General features: G+C 40.3%; 15 protein-coding genes. 4 read left to right on the plus strand and 11 right to left on the minus strand.

Features of this window, described 5'->3' with window-relative positions; translation table 11 throughout:
- Positions 1-197 precede the first annotated feature (197 nt).
- The 8 genes from OO007_RS09495 to OO007_RS09530 form a co-directional block, all read right to left on the minus strand.
- Entirely contained in the window at positions 198-1,346 is a 1,149-nt protein-coding gene (locus OO007_RS09495) for a deoxyguanosinetriphosphate triphosphohydrolase (protein ID WP_325808618.1), read from the minus strand.
- A gap of 9 nt (positions 1,347-1,355) precedes the next feature.
- A complete protein-coding gene (gene aroB, locus OO007_RS09500) occupies positions 1,356-2,432 on the minus strand; it encodes a 3-dehydroquinate synthase (RefSeq protein ID WP_325808619.1) in 1,077 nt (358 codons plus the stop codon).
- Positions 2,429-2,950, minus strand: coding sequence for a shikimate kinase AroK (gene aroK / locus OO007_RS09505; protein WP_131907391.1), 522 nt, complete (start codon positions 2,948-2,950; stop codon positions 2,429-2,431). Before aroK ends, aroB begins: the two co-directional genes overlap by 4 nt.
- A 119-nt stretch (positions 2,951-3,069) precedes the next feature.
- Positions 3,070-5,370: a type IV pilus secretin PilQ family protein gene (gene pilQ / locus OO007_RS09510; RefSeq protein ID WP_131907392.1), complete on the minus strand. Its 2,301-nt coding sequence runs from the start codon at positions 5,368-5,370 to the stop codon at positions 3,070-3,072.
- Between the two features lie 59 nt (positions 5,371-5,429).
- Positions 5,430-5,909, minus strand: a complete 480-nt coding sequence (locus tag OO007_RS09515) for a pilus assembly protein PilP (RefSeq protein WP_325808620.1) — start codon at positions 5,907-5,909, stop codon at positions 5,430-5,432.
- Positions 5,910-5,994: 85 nt separating this feature from the next.
- Positions 5,995-6,645: a type 4a pilus biogenesis protein PilO gene (locus tag OO007_RS09520; RefSeq protein ID WP_243651714.1), complete on the minus strand. Its 651-nt coding sequence runs from the start codon at positions 6,643-6,645 to the stop codon at positions 5,995-5,997.
- Positions 6,635-7,213: a PilN domain-containing protein gene (locus tag OO007_RS09525; protein WP_131907394.1), complete on the minus strand. Its 579-nt coding sequence runs from the start codon at positions 7,211-7,213 to the stop codon at positions 6,635-6,637. The genes OO007_RS09520 and OO007_RS09525 overlap by 11 nt, the downstream gene beginning before the upstream one ends.
- Positions 7,213-8,265 carry a pilus assembly protein PilM gene (locus tag OO007_RS09530; RefSeq protein ID WP_131907395.1) on the minus strand — a complete coding sequence of 351 codons (1,053 nt, stop codon included), beginning with the start codon at positions 8,263-8,265 and terminating at the stop codon, positions 7,213-7,215. Before OO007_RS09530 ends, OO007_RS09525 begins: the two co-directional genes overlap by 1 nt.
- A 248-nt stretch (positions 8,266-8,513) precedes the next feature.
- Between OO007_RS09530 and OO007_RS09535 the strand changes: the two genes are divergently transcribed.
- The gene (locus OO007_RS09535; protein ID WP_325808621.1) at positions 8,514-11,156 is read left to right on the plus strand and encodes a penicillin-binding protein 1A; all 2,643 of its coding nucleotides are present in this window, start codon (positions 8,514-8,516) and stop codon (positions 11,154-11,156) included.
- Between the two features lie 101 nt (positions 11,157-11,257).
- Here the strand turns inward: OO007_RS09535 and lspA are convergent, their stop codons facing one another.
- The 3 genes from lspA to OO007_RS09550 form a co-directional block, all read right to left on the minus strand.
- Complete coding sequence (lspA, locus tag OO007_RS09540; RefSeq protein WP_131907397.1) at positions 11,258-11,821, minus strand: signal peptidase II; 564 nt, start codon at positions 11,819-11,821, stop codon at positions 11,258-11,260.
- On the minus strand, positions 11,814-14,603 hold the full coding sequence (gene ileS / locus OO007_RS09545) for an isoleucine--tRNA ligase (protein ID WP_325808927.1): 2,790 nt from the start codon (positions 14,601-14,603) through the stop codon (positions 11,814-11,816). The genes lspA and ileS overlap by 8 nt, the downstream gene beginning before the upstream one ends.
- Before the next feature lie 154 nt (positions 14,604-14,757).
- Complete coding sequence (locus OO007_RS09550) at positions 14,758-15,765, minus strand: phytanoyl-CoA dioxygenase family protein (protein ID WP_325808622.1); 1,008 nt, start codon at positions 15,763-15,765, stop codon at positions 14,758-14,760.
- Positions 15,766-16,103: 338 nt separating this feature from the next.
- On the opposite strand from OO007_RS09550, the gene OO007_RS09555 reads away from it, so the two are divergent.
- The 3 genes from OO007_RS09555 (at position 16,104) to OO007_RS09565 (ending at position 18,447) form a co-directional block, all read left to right on the plus strand.
- Entirely contained in the window at positions 16,104-17,117 is a 1,014-nt protein-coding gene (locus OO007_RS09555; protein ID WP_325808623.1) for a MotA/TolQ/ExbB proton channel family protein, read from the plus strand.
- A gap of 70 nt (positions 17,118-17,187) precedes the next feature.
- On the plus strand, positions 17,188-17,796 hold the full coding sequence (locus tag OO007_RS09560; protein ID WP_165874752.1) for a hypothetical protein: 609 nt from the start codon (positions 17,188-17,190) through the stop codon (positions 17,794-17,796).
- Positions 17,797-17,817: 21 nt separating this feature from the next.
- Entirely contained in the window at positions 17,818-18,447 is a 630-nt protein-coding gene (locus OO007_RS09565; protein WP_131907402.1) for a hypothetical protein, read from the plus strand.
- The last annotated feature ends 1 nt before the right edge of the window (position 18,448 follow it).

Genomic DNA, 18,448 nt, shown 5'->3' on the forward strand with positions numbered 1-18,448 from the left:
ATGAGGATAATGTTACATGGAACACCGGGAGATTCAAACTATTTCGGAGCAACGGCAGCTCTATTAATTGCCAAAAAAAAGCTGATAACAAATAGATAAAGAGGTCCTAACTTTGAGTGACATTTTGTGATCTACTGTTTAAAAATGTAAACGAAACTTATGCAGAGCTGAAATTCAGTTAAACATTCTAAAATAGATTAAAAAACATTGCCGTCTACACCAAACAAACGGGCATACTCTTTAGTGGCATATCGATCAGTCATTCCAGCAACATAATCAGCAATGACTCGCGCCTGACCTGATAATCCTTCGTCTACTAGTGCATTCCGCGCTAGTTTCAAATGCCCTGGGGGAAGCAGTCTTAAGTCATGCATAAAAATATCAAAAAGTGCTTCTATTACCTGATGCGCTTTTCGAGTCATCCGATAAACCTTATGGTGAAAATACAGGTTCTCGCGTAAATATTTTTTAAGCTCCTGATTATGCACCCTCATTTCATCACTAAAACTAATGAGTTGCTCAGAATGCTTTCTAACATCTTCTATAGATTCCGGATTTACTTCAGCTATCTTTGCTCTACTGGTTTCAACAAGATCGACAACCTGCTCACCGATCATACGTCGAATGGTTTCATGAACTCTCCGATTCCCCTTTAATTCTGGGTATTTCCACATTACTTTGTCATATTGAGTACTAAATAGCTGCATTTGCCTCATCTGCTCAATATTGATTAACCCGGAGCGAATACCATCATCAATATCATGATTATTATAGGCAATTTGATCAGCAATATTGGTTAACTGAGCTTCTAAAGAAGGCTGCTCCTTCTTAAGAAAGCGTTCACCAACATCACCTAAATTAGCGGCATTCTTTAATGAACAATGTTTTAAAACCCCTTCGCGGGTTTCATAGCAAAGATTTAATCCATTAAAATCAGCGTAATTCTTTTCCAGTTCATCAATGATACGTAAAGATTGTAGGTTATGTTCAAACCCACCGTAATCCTTCATACAGGCATTCAGCGCATCTTGACCAGCATGCCCAAAAGGAGTGTGACCGATATCATGAGCTAATGAAATAGCTTCTGTTAGGTCTTCATCTAAATTTAAGGTACGAGCAATAGAACGAGCAATTTGAGCGACTTCTAATGAGTGCGTCAACCTTGTGCGATACAAGTCACCTTCGTGATTAACGAACACCTGAGTTTTATATTCAAGTCTTCTGAATCCTGTCGAATGAATGATTCGATCACGATCTCTTTGAAATTCAGAACGATAAGTTGGAGCAGGTTCGGAAAATTTCCTGCCTTTACTAAATTCTGGACTGGCTGCGTAGGGAGCTTTCATTAATACCTTTTAGGTCGATGCGCCAAGCACGCGTAACAAAGCCTGCTTATCAAAATCACTGGATATAATACTTTCACCTAGAGATTTCATTAAGACTAAGTGCAATACACCATCTTGTACTTTTTTATCAATTGACATTAGCTCACTGAAACGCTCAGGTGATATCTCCATAGGAGGGGCTATAGGCAAATTTGCTTTTTTAAGCAGAGTTTTCATGCTTGTAATATCGCTTTCTGAAAGCCACCCATGTTCTTTTGAGAGTTCAGCTGCCATTACCATACCTGCTGAAATTGCCTCACCATGAAGCCAATTACCATAACCCATACCTGTTTCAATGGCATGACCAAAAGTATGCCCGAGATTCAGTAGCGCTCTTTGACCTGTTTCTTTTTCATCTGCAGCTACGATTTTTGCTTTGTGTTCACAGGATTTAAAAATGGCATAAGCTAATGCCTCCTGATCTCGACTTAAGAGCTTTTCCATATTTTGATCTAGCCAATCAATAAAGTCTAAATCGTTGATGTAGCCATATTTAATAATTTCTGCAATCCCGGCACTTAGCTCTCTATCGTCCAAGGTATTTAAGGTATCTGTATCTATGATGACGCATTGGGGCTGATGAAAAGCGCCAATCATGTTCTTACCCAGAGGATGATTCACCCCTGTTTTACCACCTACAGATGAGTCGACCATCGATAATAAGGTAGTAGGAACTTGAATGAAGTTAATTCCACGCTGATAGGTTGCGGCGGCAAAACCAGAAATATCTCCTACCACCCCCCCACCTAGGGCCACTAATGTGGTTTTACGATCACAACGTGTCTGCAGCATTTCCGTATGAATTTGCCCAAGAGTTTCCGTTGTTTTATATTTTTCTCCATCAGGAAGAGTAATATCTGTTTTTGAAAAGCCTTCTGTCATATTGTGGATTTTATCCAGATACAACGGAGCTACCGTTGTATTAGAAACTATGGCGATAGACTGCCCTTTTATATAGGGCGTGATTAATTCTGGTTTGTTTAATAAACCTGATCCAATAAAAATGGGATAACTACGATCTCCAAGATCAACATTTAATGTTTTCATTTTCTGATATGACTCTCTATCGCTTGCTCAACACGTTTTACTATTACAGCTGCTTTTTGCTTTCCAGTCATTATAACGGTATCTGCAACTTCTTTATAGAAAGGCTCTCGATCATTTAATAAGTTTCTTAAAGTAGTAAGGGGACTTTTGGTCTGCATTAAAGGACGAGATTTATCGAAACGAATTCTCGAATATAAAAGCTCTGCCGTTGTACAAAGATAAACAACATGACCGTGCTCTTTCATATTTTTCCGGTTTTCTTCTCGCAATATGCTTCCACCGCCCGTAGCCAAAACTATATTCTCAAGCTGGCATAATTCTTTTATTATTTGCTCTTCCCTATCTCTAAACCCTTGTTCTCCTTCAATCTCGAAAATGGTCGCTATGTCTACGCCCGTTCTTTCTTCTATTACTCTATCTGTATCAAGAAATTCTTTATTTAACTGTTTCGCTAAATACCTACCTATGGTCGACTTCCCTGCTCCCATTAACCCTACTAAAATTATATTTTTATCCATGGAATGTTTTATGCCAGTTGCTTAAACAGGAATCAAGTGATAACTCTTTTCTGCACCCAAAAAAAACGCCTGGTTAACCAGGCGTTTTAATTTTATTTAATGATTTAAAAAACAATCAATTACTTCATGATTTTTGGTGTAACAAAGATAAGCAACTCACGTTTTTCATCATTATCAGTATCGGTTCTGAATAGACGACCTAACACTGGCACATCACCTAGCACTGGTACTTTATCAACTTTCGATGACTTCACCTCTTCATGAACACCACCTAATACGACAGTTTGACCATTTCCTACAAGTACCTGAGTGTTTATCTCTCTAGTATTGATACTAGGAACATCTGCGTATATTTCGCCGACTGTATCCTGGTTTACCTTTAGGTCCATAATGACATGTTCATCAGGAGTGATTTGCGGTGTCACTTCCAAACTTAGTACTGCCTTCTTAAATGCAACCGTAGCCGCACCACTCGAACTTGCCTCGGTATATGGAATTTCAACACCTTGTTCGATTAATGCCTTCTTCTTATCGGCGGTAACAACACGTGGAGTTGATATTACTTCACCTTTATTTTCAGCCTGAAGCGCTGATAACTCTAGATCTAACAAGTAATCTCCGCTTAGCAATGAAAATGCAATTTGTCCTGCTGCTGCTGTAACTGGCATATTCACATTCAATCTATCGCTCAGACCAGGAACAGCTACTGATGAGCCCCCTCCTACAAGGTCGTTAACCATCGAACTTGTACTTTCTGAACTACCTGATGTACTTAGGTTTTTACCGAATGCTGTAGCACCGAATCTTGCTCCTAATTCTTTACTGAACTCATCAGTAGCAATCACTATTCTTGATTCAACTGAAACTTGTTGCACTGGTACGTCTAAACTCTTTATAAGATTCTTAATATCAGCAACACGAGACGCTGTTTCTCTTACAATAATAGTATTGGTTCTTTCGTCACCAGATGCATAACCTCGAGCTGAAATCGCTGAGTGCTCTGTACCAGTATCACTTTGAATCATAGCAAGCATATCTGCAGCTTTTGCATAATTCACAGGAATGTATTCTGTAATTAATGGCTCAAGTGCCTGTTTGCGTTTATGCGCCTGTAATTCACGTTGCTCTTTAGCTTCTAACTCAGTTGCTTGTGCAACCCAGATCACATTTCCATTACTTCGCATTGCCAAGCCCTTAGACTCCAACACGATATCTAACGCCTGGTCCCATGGAACATCTTTCAGTCTAAGTGTGATATTACCTTTTACGCTATCACTAACAACGATATTCTTATCCGTAAAGTCAGCTAATAACTGCAGAACAGAACGTACTTCAATATCCTGGAAGTTTAATGAAAGCTTTTTCCCTTTATAGTGCTTCTTCTTTTGCACTAATGGGTTAGTTTTAGCTTTAGGCTTAACTTTCTTCAGATTAACAATGTAGTTTGCGCCATTTTTTGATGTATCAAATTCAAATGCTGAATTCGCCATTATCTTGACTTGGACATCTCGACCACTTCTGATTATATCTATATAAGACGCAGGTGTTGCAAAATCCAAAACATCGATTCGCTTCTTCGCTTGCTTCGCTGCAGTATTTTTAATCGTTAAAACAACGGTATTACCAAACTTACGAGATTCTACAACGGTAGCTGCACTTGGAAGCTTAATTAGCGCACGTCCACCTGCATTTTCTGTTCTATGAAAATCTATCTGACCTAATACATGATTAGCTCTATGTTGAGGAGATCTATGTGTTACTGCACGCTGTGTTGGCTTGTATTTTGCCTGAGTCGTTTTAGGACGCGCAACATAGTTACTTGCAACAGCTTGTTGTTTCACGCTCTTAGCTTTCACAACCGGACCTGGTCTTTTATTTAGATCCGCCGGCTTGTATGCAGCGAGTCTTTTAGCTTCTGCTGCTTTTCTTGCCTGGTTTCTTTGAACAGCTGCTCGTTTTTGCTCTGCCGCTCTCTTTTGAGCAGCGACCTGACGCGCTTTGGCTTGAGCTTGTGCATTATTCGGGGCTGCCTGTTGATCATCGAACGTCAGAACAACATCATTACCTTGTAAACTAGTGGTGTATTTTGTGAGTTTGTTTAAAGAAACCATAACTCTTAACTTATCGCCCGCTCCAGCCAGCTTGACTCCTTTCACAGACTTCGAGTTAACTTGATGGCTTCTCTTACCCATTCCTCTTTCAGCATTCTCAAAGTCTAAAACTATGCCTGCTGGCTGCTTCATTAAAAAGCTTTTTGGTATTCCTACTTTACTGTCAAAATGCAGACGTAAACTCGATTTACCAGATGATTGAATTGCAGAATCCACACTTTGCAAACGAGCTGTAGCGTAACTACTACCAGTTGCAAGTAACAGTGCCGGCAAGCTCAAGCCCAATAAGGTACGTGTAATAATTTTCATGTTAAATAACCCACTCGTTTAATTTTATTTTTATTTTTCAGTTCCAATTGATCATCAAGTTATTCTTGATTAAGAGCAATGGATATATCTCTTTCCTTATAACCGCCTAAACCGTTCGATACGGTCTCAACCATGTCCATTTTCACTTCTGAAATATTCATGATTTTTCCATAATTTTGGCCAAGATAATTTCCCGCTTTAACAGTTTGCACTGCTCCTTCAGGAATTTTCACTAAAGCCCATAAGGTATTATCTTTTTTTACTGTGCCAACCATTCTCAAACTATCCAGTGGAAAACCTTCCAGGAATTCTGGTACGCGAGTAGTATCAATATTAATACCATTATCAATAATTTCTTCCCTTACTGTATTTGGCGCTAGCATCGCAGCATCAAAGGGATCTTTTTCATGTTCTGGGTAGATATACCTTAGATAAGGCTTAACCTCTGGGATCGGTACAATTGGTGCAGCCGGCTTACTACGCTGCTCTGCAAAGTACGTATCCAAATCAGCTTTACTGACATTACACCCAGTTAGCATAAGAGAAGATACACACAAAGGTAAGATTATCGCTGTCTTTTTGAAATGATAATTCTTTGATTTATTTAGCTTATTAATCATTATCCTAGCCCTCAGTCCCTTCCACTTCTTCTTCACTTAAGTAACGATACGTTTTAATCGTCGCTTTCAGAGAAAGGCGTGAAATTGTCGGTTTATTCTTATTCTTTTTTGCGGCGTCTTTTTCTTTCTTTTCTTCAGCTTGTTGCAATTGGATATTATTAATCGTAACAATTCTAGGTAAGGCTGAAAGATCGCTCACAAAACCAGCTAATTCTGCGTAAGTACCTTTTGCTTCGATTTTTATCGGCTTTTCAGCAAAAAACTCTTTATGTATTTCATCTTCAGGTTTAAACAGTTCAATTTCTAAACCATTACTTAAGCCTTTTTCAGAGATATCGAGTATTAAACCTGGGATTTCAGTATCACTTGGCAACTGATCTTTTAGTGCTCCAAATGAAATCTGCATCTCTTCTAATTGTGCCTTATATGCTGGCAATTGATTAGCGCGAGCCTGCTTCTTTTCATAAACTTTACGCTTATCTTGCTCTTGAGACTGCACTGTTTTAAGAGTGGCCAGCTGATCAACAATAACTAATTTATAACCGATGAATAAAGCCAAACTAAATACGATAACAACCGCACCAATCTTTATCGGCAATGAAACGTTAGCCGGATCGCTTAATAGATTATTAATTTCTTGAGTATCAATTGCCATTTTCGCTCTCCTTATCCCCAGCCTGCGTGAGTAATTGATTTACATTTAGCTTGAAAGATCTTAAACGACTCTTATCATCTTTAGGATCGACCTTAATCGTATTCAAATCTGAAGAACTCAACCAAGGTGAAGCATTCAATCTATTCATATAACTAGATACTCGAGCACTAGACTCCGCTTTACCCTCTAGTTTGATTTTGTTTTCTTCTTGAACGAGATGAGTTAAGTAGAGCCCTTTAGGTAAAGCATTAACCATTTCGTCGAACAGATGCACAATACCAGGTCGTGTTGACTGTAATTTTTCAATGACAGCAATACGATCTAACAATGCTTTTTTATTCGCATCCAGGGTTTTGATTTCCTCTAAAGTCTTATCAAGTCTTTTAATTTCTGCCTGTATATAAGCATTTCTACTTTCTTGATAAGAAATTCTACCTTCCATATAGGTATATCCAGCACCGACTGCAAGTACACCGACAGCAACCGCGCCCACGATGGACATAACGAATTGCTGCTGGCTTTTCTTCCTCGCAGCCTCACGCCATGGTAATAAATTTATTCCAGCCATTATTCAAACCCCCTTAAAGCTAATCCCGCAGGAACTAACATCGCAGGAATGTCACTGGTGAAACGTGCTGGATTTACTTTTGAATGCAACACGACATTTGCAAATGGATTTGCTAAAGCAGTAGGTATTCCTATTAGCTCTTGAATTTGCTCATCGATACCAGGAATACTTGCACAGCCTCCTGATAAAAGAACTTTGTCTACTTTCTCGTTTTGAGTAGAGGCGTAATAGAACTGAAGGAATCGTTGTACCTGTCTCACCATATTTTCTCTGAATGGATCAAGTACTTCAGAAACATAGCCTTCAGGTAAATTTCCGTTTTTCTTGGCTAGACCAGATTCAGCGTAAGAAAGACCATATCGTTGAGATATTTCTTCTGTAAGTTGTCTACCACCGAAAACTTGCTCTCTAGAGAAAACAACCTTACCTTGTTCAAATACATTGATACCCGTCATAGATGCACCGAAGTCAACTGCTGCGACAACATCATGCTTATCTAGCTCGTTGATCATTGTTTTAAACAATAACTCAACTGCGTTGGATTCAAGGTCGACTATTTCTACATGCAGACCTGCCATTTCGGCAGCTGCCAGCCTAACTTCAACATTTTCTGTTCGTGTTCCGGCAATCAAAACATCCATCATTTCTGATGAAGTTTCAGATGGACCCAGAACTTCAAAATCGAAATTAACCTCATCCATGGGATAAGGAATGTACTGTTCGGCTTCTAAGGAAATTTGAGCTTCTAATTCACCCGCTGGAATGGATGCTGGGATAGTGATGATTTTATTGATAGCCATCGAAGAAGGAATACCTAAAGCACATCGTCTGCTTTTGGTACGGCTGTTTTTCACAGCTTGCTTGATAGCTTCGCCTACTTTCTCGGCTTCGTTGATATCTCTTTCACTTGTTACACCATCAGGTAAGCCCGATACAGCGTAACTATCCACACGATAATCAGACCCTTTTCGAGAGAGTTCTAACAGCTTTACAGCTGATGAACTTATATCAATGCCTAAGAGATTGCCGCTTTTCTTTGAGAAGGAAAACACAGATTAGATCCTTTTATTGTTATTATTTATAGAAACCCTTGAGGGGTATTTCTTATTAGTTCTGTGACAATACTAGCGTCGATTAATAAAATAGTCTACCCTCTTACCCCTCTATGGCACATACTTTGGACGGACGGTAGAATGTTATAATTTTTAATTATAAGGAACTACTGCTTAGTAATACCTATCAAGCATATTAAAAATTAATATATAACAAACACCTAGAAAAACAAATTTTATCAATTCAAATGCCTCTATTTAAAATACTCATTCGTTACATCATTGCTCCTATTTTCTTTGTCAGCATATTAGGAATTGTAGGTATCACTGCGATCTACTTTTATTATTCATCGCAAATACCATCAGTAAGTGAATTAAAAAACACCCAGCTCAACCTACCGTTAAGGGTATACAGTAGTGATGATCAACTTATCGCTGAGTTTGGAGAGCACCGTAGACGTCCGGTTAAATATAACCAGGTTCCAGATAATTTAAAAAACGCTTTTATTTCAATTGAAGACTCTCGCTTCTACCAACATAAAGGCGTGGACTTCAAAGGTATTGCCCGAGCGATTGTATCTGCCGTAAAAAGTGGTCGCGTTAGCCAAGGGGCTAGTACTATTACCATGCAAGTCGCTAGAAACTTCTTTTTAACCAATGAAAGAACGGTTGATAGAAAATTACGTGAAGCACTTCTTGCCTTAAAAATAGAAGATGAGCTTACCAAACAAGAAATTTTAGAACTGTACCTGAATAAAATATTTTTAGGAAAACGCTCTTATGGCGTTGGATCAGCCGCTGAAATTTATTATGGTAAAAAAGTAGAAGATCTTACGCTGGCTCAAAGTGCGATGATTGCAGGGTTACCCAAAGCCCCCTCAAAATACAACCCTGTAAGAAACCCTAAAAGAGCCAAAGTCAGAAGAGATTACATTCTTAAGCGTATGCTTGAGCTCGGCTATATTGGTGACACTGATTATCAAACCGCTTTAGCAGAAGAAATCACCGCAGAAATTCATAATGTAGAAAATGAAACCTATGCCCCTTACATGGCAGAGATGGCAAGAACGGATGCGATCAGACGCTATGGTGAAGAAAACATCTATAAGCTGGGCTTAAAGATTTACACGACCCTTGATAGCGCAGAACAAGACAACGCCATTCAAACACTTCGTAACAATCTTTTGAGTTATACCAAGCGACATGGTTATAGAGGTGCTGAAGACAAAGTAGAACTGGAGTCTTTGAAAACCACGAAAGAAAAACAGGAAAAGCTAAAAACATATAAAGTATTTGCCGAACTCTATCCTGCTCTTGTTATCAGCAGTAACGCGAAAGAAGCTGTATTAGAGGTTTATAAAGAAAGTAAGCCGGTAAAAATCACCCTAAAGCAAATGTCCTGGGCAAGAAAATACATCAATGAAAATAAAAGAGGAAAGAAACCCAAGGCTGTAGATTCTGTCATAGTTGCAGGCGATGTTATTAGAGTCATGAAAGATGACAAAGGTATCTGGAATCTTTCTCAAGTACCAAAAGTAACCGGTGCACTTGTTGCGATGAACCCAAAAAATGGTGCTATTGAAGCCATAGCAGGCGGTTTTGATTTTACTTACAGTAAATTTAATCGAGCAATCCAGGCAAAACGTCAACCAGGCTCCAGCTTTAAACCGTTTATATACGCAGCAGCGCTTGAAAAAGGATATTCCCCAGCTACGACTGTCGAAGATGAGCCTCTTGATTTAGCAAACAGCACGTGGGACCCACAAAACTACGGCCATGAATTTGGTGGACCTACCCGATTGCGTGTTGCATTAGCCAAATCAAAGAATCTGGTTTCTATCAGACTTTTACAACAAATAGGCCTTGGATACGCGATTGAATATGCAAAACGTTTTGGCTTTAAGAAACGAGCCTTACCAGAAGACTTAACACTGGCGTTAGGAACAGGATCTGCTACTCCGTTAGAAATGGCTACAGCATACTCAAGTTTTGCTAATGGCGGCTTTAAAGTAGAAAGTCACTTCATCCGCAAAATCGTGGATCGCACCAACACCACTATATACGAAGCAAACCCATATACAGCGTGTGAGGATTGTTCTACAAACAACCCTAATTCTTCCAAGATCAATCCTGCGAAACGAATTATGAAACCGACGGTGCATTATCAGATTACCAGCATGCTTCAAAGTGTAGCGCAATCAGGCACTGGTTCTCGGACAAATAGACTCAAGCGAAGAGACTTAGCAGGCAAAACAGGCACAACCGATGATCAGAAAGACGCTTGGTTCTGTGGATTTTCACCCACCAAAGTAACCACTGTCTGGGTTGGGTTTGATCGCATTGCTCCACTTGGTAGAAAAGAGACTGCTGCAGGCGCTGCATTACCGATCTGGATAGATTTCATGGGCACTGCGCTTAAAGGAGAAAAGGACGTTGGCTGGAAAGTCCCAAGAGGACTAATCAACGTTCAACTGGATGCTGAAACCGGCATGCCACCTAATGAATTTACAATGGAAACGATCAATGAGGCATTAACTCCTGAGCAGATTCCAACTGAAGAAGAAATCTTAGCCTATATGGCTGCTCATCGTGAAGACATGCTCGAGCAACGAGAAATGCAAGTTCTGGAAAACATGGAAAACTTAGATGAAGTGACCAGAGCTAGACACATGGAACGCATTAGAAGAGAAGCAGCACAAAGACAGGAAAACCAAAGAAGACGTGAACAAGCCCGTCAAAGAGAAATAGATAGATTACGCAGCTTAGGTATTGAGCCTCCTGCATCTTTGACGCAACAACAGCCTCAAGCCAATATGAATGATCAACAGCCCATAGATAGAACACAAAGGGCGAATAGAGAAGGCGTAGAAATGCCAGAACAGTTATTCTAGCATTTCAATAGACATTTAATTTACACCCCCCTACTTTGGGGCGTTTTTTTTCATAACAAATTAAAACCAGGCTTTATGTCTGGGTTTAATTTATCTCAAGATTATTCTTCTTCAGAATAAAAGAAACTACCAATAACAAGAATAACTGCACCGATATTTATTGCGATATCAGCGACGTTAAACGTAGCAAAATGAGAAAAACCATCAGCCCACTTAGAAAGAAAAAACACCTCCCAGTCAGCATAGACATCGATAAAATCGATAACGCGACCATGCAACACACGATCAATCAGGTTATTCCCAACAGCCCCACCCAAAACAAGTGAGAGCCCAATGGCCGTCCATTTCTGATCTTCCTTTAACTTCTTTAGCCAGACCAGAATAACAATGCTGACAACGATGGTTAGCCCAACAAAAAACCAGCGCTGCCAGCCACCCTGATCACCAAGAAAGCTAAACGCAGCGCCATAATTATAAGCAAGTGTGAAGTTTAAATGAGGTATAACAGGGTAGCTCGCACCACCTAGCTCAAGACTGCTTTCAGCAGTCCATTTCGTTATCTGGTCAATAAAAATAACAACAAAACTAACCCATAACCACTTCAATGAGGTATTGGACAGAATAGAACTTTCTTCAGTTAAGTCCGCAGCCTTTTTATTAGGCATATGAACGAGCCTCACCGTCACCAGCGACATTTTCTACACAACGTCCACAAAGTTCAGGGTGCTCAGGATCTACACCAACATCTGCTCTGTGATGCCAACAACGAACACACTTTTCAAGCGTCGAAGCATTCACTGAAAGCCATACACCATCAATATTGTCACCTTCGGCAGCAACACTATTTTCCGGCTGCTGTGCAGTCTCTTCAACTTTCGCATCTGAAGTTATCAAGACAAAACGTAACTCATCTTTTAGTTTGCTTAAAGCCGCATAGGTATCACCGGATGCATACACTGTTACTTCCGCATTTAAAGAAGAACCAATCGAGCCATCTTTACGTAGCTGCTCTAGTTGTTTACTGACAGCGACACGTACAGCAAAAACTTTATCCCATTCTTGCTCTGTTAATGCTTCGTTACTTCCTAGTTCAAAGAGTTCTTCGTACCATTGAGTTAACAAAACATAGTCTACTGGCTTCTTACCTTGCATAGCTTCATCTTGATACATCGAATCCCAGATTTCTTCCGAAGTAAAACTGAGGATTGGGTACATCCAGCGAACCAGAGCTTGTAAAATATGATAAGAGGCAGTCTGCGCAGAGCGACGTGCCAATGAATTAGCAGGCATGGTGTACTGTCTATCTTTAGTTATATCTAAATACAGACTTCCCATTTCAACCGAACAGAACTTAAGAATTTCCTGATAGACCAAATGGAATTGCATCTTCTCGTAAGCATCAACAATAATTGCCTGTGACTTATGCGCTTTCGCCATTGCCCAGCGATCCAGCGCCAACATGTCCTCAGGTGCTACAGTGTCTGTCGCAGGGTTGAAATCATTAGTATTAGACAAAAGATATCTCGCGGTATTACGTATACGGCGATAAGCATCTGCAGAACGTTTCAGGATTTCATCAGATACTGTAATTTCACGAGAATAATCAGATGATGATACCCAAAGACGCAAAATATCTGCCCCAAGGTTTTTCATCACTTTATCAGGGTAGATAACATTACCTACCGACTTAGACATTTTCTTGCCTTCGGCATCCGTCACAAAGCCATGTGTCAGAACATTTTTATACGGAGGTCTGCCACGCATTGCCACAGACGTTAATAATGACGAATGGAACCAACCACGATGCTGATCCGAACCTTCCAAATACATATCTGCAGGAGAATTTCTTAAACGGTCATCTCTGTCGAGCACAGAAAAATGAGTTGTTCCAGAATCAAACCAAACATCCAAAGTATCAGTGGTTTTATCGTAGTCACTGGCGTCACTGCCGATAAGCTCTTCAGATGAAGTTTTATGCCAATACTCAATGCCTTCTTTCTCCATACCTAGAGCCACTTTTTCCATGATCTCAAGTGTATTCGGATGCAGTTCCTGGGTATCTTTATGCACAAACAAAGTAATTGGCACACCCCAGAAACGCTGGCGTGATATACACCAATCTGGACGGCCTTCAATCATTTTATAGATTCGGCTTTTACCCCAATCAGGAATCCATTTTACTTCATCGATACCCTTTAAGGCATCTTGACGTAAATTCTGTTTCTCCATGCTGATAAACCACTGTGGCGTTGCACGGAAAATAATAGGGGTTTTATGTCTCCAACAATGTGGGTAACTATGACGAATTTTTTCTTTGTGCAATAAACTGCCATTCTCTTCAATCTTCTCAAGAACCGTTTTATTTCCAGTGTATACAAATTGACCACCAACTAACTCGGTATCCGCCAGAAAGTGACCGTCATTACCCAATGGATTGATGATTTCAAGGTTATATTTTTTAGCAACCACATAGTCATCCGCACCATGAGCGGCGGCAGTATGTACAGCACCAGTACCACCTTCAGCAGTAACATGCTCACCCAAAATAACAGGAAGTTCTCTGTCGTAGAAAGGATGCTTGAGAATTAAGCCTTCAAGATCAGCACCTTTGCATCGACCCAGAATACCTTTGTTTTCGAGCTCGTAGCGGGCTAAAGCAGCTTCATACAAGGTTTCTTCTAATACAAGATTACCTTTATCTGTAGCAACAAGAATATATTCAAAATCAGCATTCAACGTAACCGCCATACTCGCTGGCAGCGTCCATGGCGTTGTGGTCCAGATTACGACATTGATATCCGTTGTGCCTGGAGCACCAAACTTTTCTGCGAAAGCGGCTTGATCAACAGCCTGATATTTAACATCAATTGAATCAGAGGTCTTATCCTCATATTCAACTTCCGCTTCAGCCAGCGAAGAACCACAATCCAGACACCAGTTAACCGGCTTCTGCCCTTTTTCTAAATGGCCCTTGTCGATGATCATCGCCAATGAGCGAACGATATCGGCTTCCGTCTGGAAATTCATCGTCAGATACGGCTTGTCCCAGTCACCTAAAACTCCCATACGAACAAAGTCAGCTTTCTGACCTTCTATCTGCTTGGTTGCGTATTCACGGCACAGCTTTCTAAATTCTGTTGCATCGACCTTTTGACCAACTTTGCCAACCTTTTTCTCAACCTGAGCTTCAATCGGAAGTCCATGACAATCCCAGCCTGGCACATAAGGAGCATCGAAGCCAGCCAAGGTCTTGCTTTTCAAGATCATGTCTTTAAGGATTTTATTGACGGCGTGACCAATATGCAGATCACCATTCGCATATGGAGGACCATCATGCAAAATATAGGTAGGTCTTCCCTCAGCGTGTTTACGAAGCTGCGAATATAGATCTGACTCAATCCATCCTTTCAACATCGCAGGTTCACGATTTGCCAGATTACCCTTCATAGGGAAATTCGTTTTCGGTAGATTTAGTGTCTTTTTATAATCGATCGAATTATTTGTGTCGTTTGAATTGTCGCTCACGTTACTTCCTGAGGTTAAGAAACTTTAAAGCACGTAAGAATAGCAATAAATGGAGCGAAAACCGATAGTTTAAATGTTATTTTTCATCTGTTTCGATTATGTGCCAAGGAGACCTGTGACCGCGCGCTGCAGCGGCATCATCCATTTTTTTCCGATACAAACCCAAGAAGTAATATTGTATTTGATTCGCAAATTTACCACCGATACCGGGAAAAGGAATAAATGGGTTGGTTCGACTATCTCCCCAAAGTGCTAAACGCGTACTTTTTTCGCTGTTTCCACGGCGATGAATACCAAACACATTGACGATAACCAGCGTGTTCTTTTTTACCGTAAATGGCTTCGGTTCGGGCAAGCCGAGCTCCTTTAAATCTTCTTCTAAATATCTCGTGGAACCCTTGGCGTGATAGCCATTCTTATCGTTACTGGCGACCAAACTCATTTGGTATTGCCACTTAATTCGTTTCCAGCTTAATTTATGGGACTCAGGAACAAACGTGAAAGGCCCTGTCTCAGGCGTCACATCATCAATGAACAACCAGCATTTCATGGAAGGGTGAAAGGTATCGTTATGAAAGGTCTTCTGTGGATCTTCATTTCCAGAACAGAACTGATTTTTTACCTCTTCCAGATAATAAAAAGGTTTTCTTAAATGCCCAGAGGCGAATTGAGTCAAACGGTTGAGTTTCTGATTATCGACAACCTGCGCCAAAACCGCTCTATTTTCTAAAACGTCGGGAGACAATACTGCTCTGTGAGTTAAGGTATTTCCCTGACGCGCCTCTCTGATTTCTCCATCGAATGATCTTGCAGCTTCTTCTAAACGTTGAAATTCTTCGTCACTTAAAAAGTCTTCTTTAACGATATAACCCTTTTCAAAATATGACTTTCTGTCTTCTGCAGAAATCATGGGAGACAACAACAGCATTCTGCCACGCATCACCACATGAGAGAAAATCAAGCGAAATACATGAAGACCTAAACGATTCAAAATGGGCGATCCGATTATTGGGTTTCCCTTAAAAGATTTGGCTGTGGTGAATATTTCGAAAAACCAAATTGGTATGTTTAATGCATTTTTCATGTAAACCTTAGAACCTATAACAGCAGATACAACTACCCATGACCTCTTGTAGTTGAAAGTCTCATTTTAAGGACAAGCAGTCAAATTAACCACTCTTTAAATACACCCCCCTACTTACAGGCGTTTTTTTAATGAAGGTGTTTCCAAAAAAACTGCCTGTAAGCAGGGGGGTGCCTAAATCACCAGAAGGAACTATAATTTCATCTAAAAACACTCACAGTTTTAATCATTAAACCTTGATAGTTTATTTATCTTAAGATTATAGAACTCTTCTTCTGTGTTCCTGTCTAACACTGTGATAAATTGTCGTTTAATCATATAAAATTGGAGCACCACGCGTGACCGTAGAAAATTCAAATAACACGCTAAATCAATACCCTGTAGAACAACCTTTTAAATCACCACTGACACTCACCGCTATTCTGGTATTGATACCAGCGCTAGCGTTGTACTGGTTTTTGGGTGATACACAAAGTATGCCGCGTGCATTTAAAATATTCTTTGGCAATTGGATATCTCCGATTATTTTGTGGTTCTTTTGCGCCAGCTTTCTACATCTCTGGCTCAAGAAAGCAAAACTAAAAAAAGAAAACGACCAAAGCGTGCTACTTGCAAACACATTCATCTCTAGTATCAACGAAGATCAAACCATCATTGATAATGATGCGCACAGCCTGCATTTGAAAACACTGAAAATCAGTGAGCAAAACAATATCCCAGCCAACAACTTACTGAATACACGTTTATCGTTATTCCTTAATCACAACGACGAGAGTGTTGACGACACTTTTGCCATTAAAGAACGGGAGTATATGAAGGGATCTTTCTCTCTCTCCCGCTTTATGGTGTGGGCAATTCCGATCATGGGTTTCATCGGCACAGTCTGGGGAATCAGTAACGGTATTTCACACTTCTCAGATGCCATGACCAGCACCAATTCTGTGACAGATGTATCTGCAATGCTGAAAGAGAACTTGCCTTTGGTAACCAGCTCTTTAGCGACAGCTTTTGACACGACGTTACTGGCACTGCTCTTGAGCATTCCATTAATGATGTTGATGCTAACACTGGAAAAAACGGAAGAAGCGTATCTCATTGAACTTGATGAACGCTGGTATCACGACATTAAACCCTTGCTAGCAGATGTTAATGGCGACACTGCTGTAAGCACGGGAACCACAACTACCGTAAGTTCTACTGCAGAAGCCAGCAACGACAGCAACAATAAAGTTGCCGGAGAAATCAAACTACTGAGTACACAAATTAAAGCGCTGCAGGAAACCATGGAAGACTTATACGAAACCATCTTTACCTCTAAAATTTCAGCCAGTCAAAAAGATGAAACCAAGTAACTACTTAGCAGTGATATATAGCGTGAAAAATTTGAGAAACTCTAATGAGAAGCTATAAATAACTATGGCAATGTCTCGCGCTACACGTCTCGCACGCTACCCTAAAGAAGAAAAACTGGAAGTTAGTTTATTTCCGTTTTTGAGCATATTCCTGTGCGTGATGGGGGTTCTATCATTTATCAATGTACTCAATAGCTTTAGTGCGCCACAAAAAATAGAACTTACCGCACAATTAGAACAAGGCTATAAAGTTGCCTATCAAATATTTAGCTTACCGGATGGCATCATTAGCGTCCCGCCGGTTAAGTATCTCGACAAATTAAGAGATGCAGTAGAAGGGATTGATCAAGTCGCGATAACCGATATTTTACAGCGCAGGCAAAATGCCATGTTCCGTTTGGAAAACCACAATGGACCGGTGATGAGATTAGCAACCGAACCTGATGTAGACGATATTCTGCAAGCGATGCAAGATATAAGAACGCTGAACGAGATCGCTTTAAAAGCAAATTATCTGTACGAAGAGTTTTTATTATTTGGCATCTACCCTAATGGTAGCCAAGCCTATCAAAAAATTCGCGATGTAATGAGCTTCACCCAGGATGCGGCATCAATCAGTATTGGTTTGGAACCTCTGGATGCGAACTGGACTCTTAACCTTAACAAGAACACTAACTAACCTTATAAAAGTCTTTGAAACATGCGAAACCTGATCAGCCTAGATTCACTTACAGATATCGTATCCAATTCAGTGGGTATTCTGATTATATTCGCGGTGATCAACCTCATACACGATAACAACAAAACCTTTCAATTAGAGATTCCTTTAGAGCACAACACTCAGCTTAGTCCAGTATTCTTTATCGCCAAAGACGACCGTATTCTCGCTTTAGATACTGATACCATTTTTTCCAATGCAACCTTACAAGCCACCAGCGGAGCTGCGGGTAGCAAACGACTATTCTCATTGGATTTTCATGGATTATTAGGGAAAATAGACGACGAAAATGGCATCTCGTTTTACGCCAGAGACACACAAGACTGGCCCAGATTTAATCAATTACAAAAACGTAGCTCAGAACTCAGAGAGACGATGAATAACATCGACGGACAAAAACAGTTTGCCTATTTCTTTGTTTACGACAGCAGTGAAGACGGCAATATATCAGGGAGTGGCTTCGAAGCTTTTAGAGAAGCAAGAGAGTTCCTCAAAGGTAAAAGTGTGAAATCAGGCTGGCAACCTGTCAACAGCGAAGCACCTGCGAATATTTGTGACAAACGTTATAGAGGTGGTTGCCAATACCTACCCTCTTACCTGGGAGATGGCTAAG

The organism is Cocleimonas sp. KMM 6892, from assembly GCF_035798195.1.
In the GTDB taxonomy this organism is placed as follows: Bacteria; Pseudomonadota; Gammaproteobacteria; order Thiotrichales; family Thiotrichaceae; genus Cocleimonas; species Cocleimonas flava.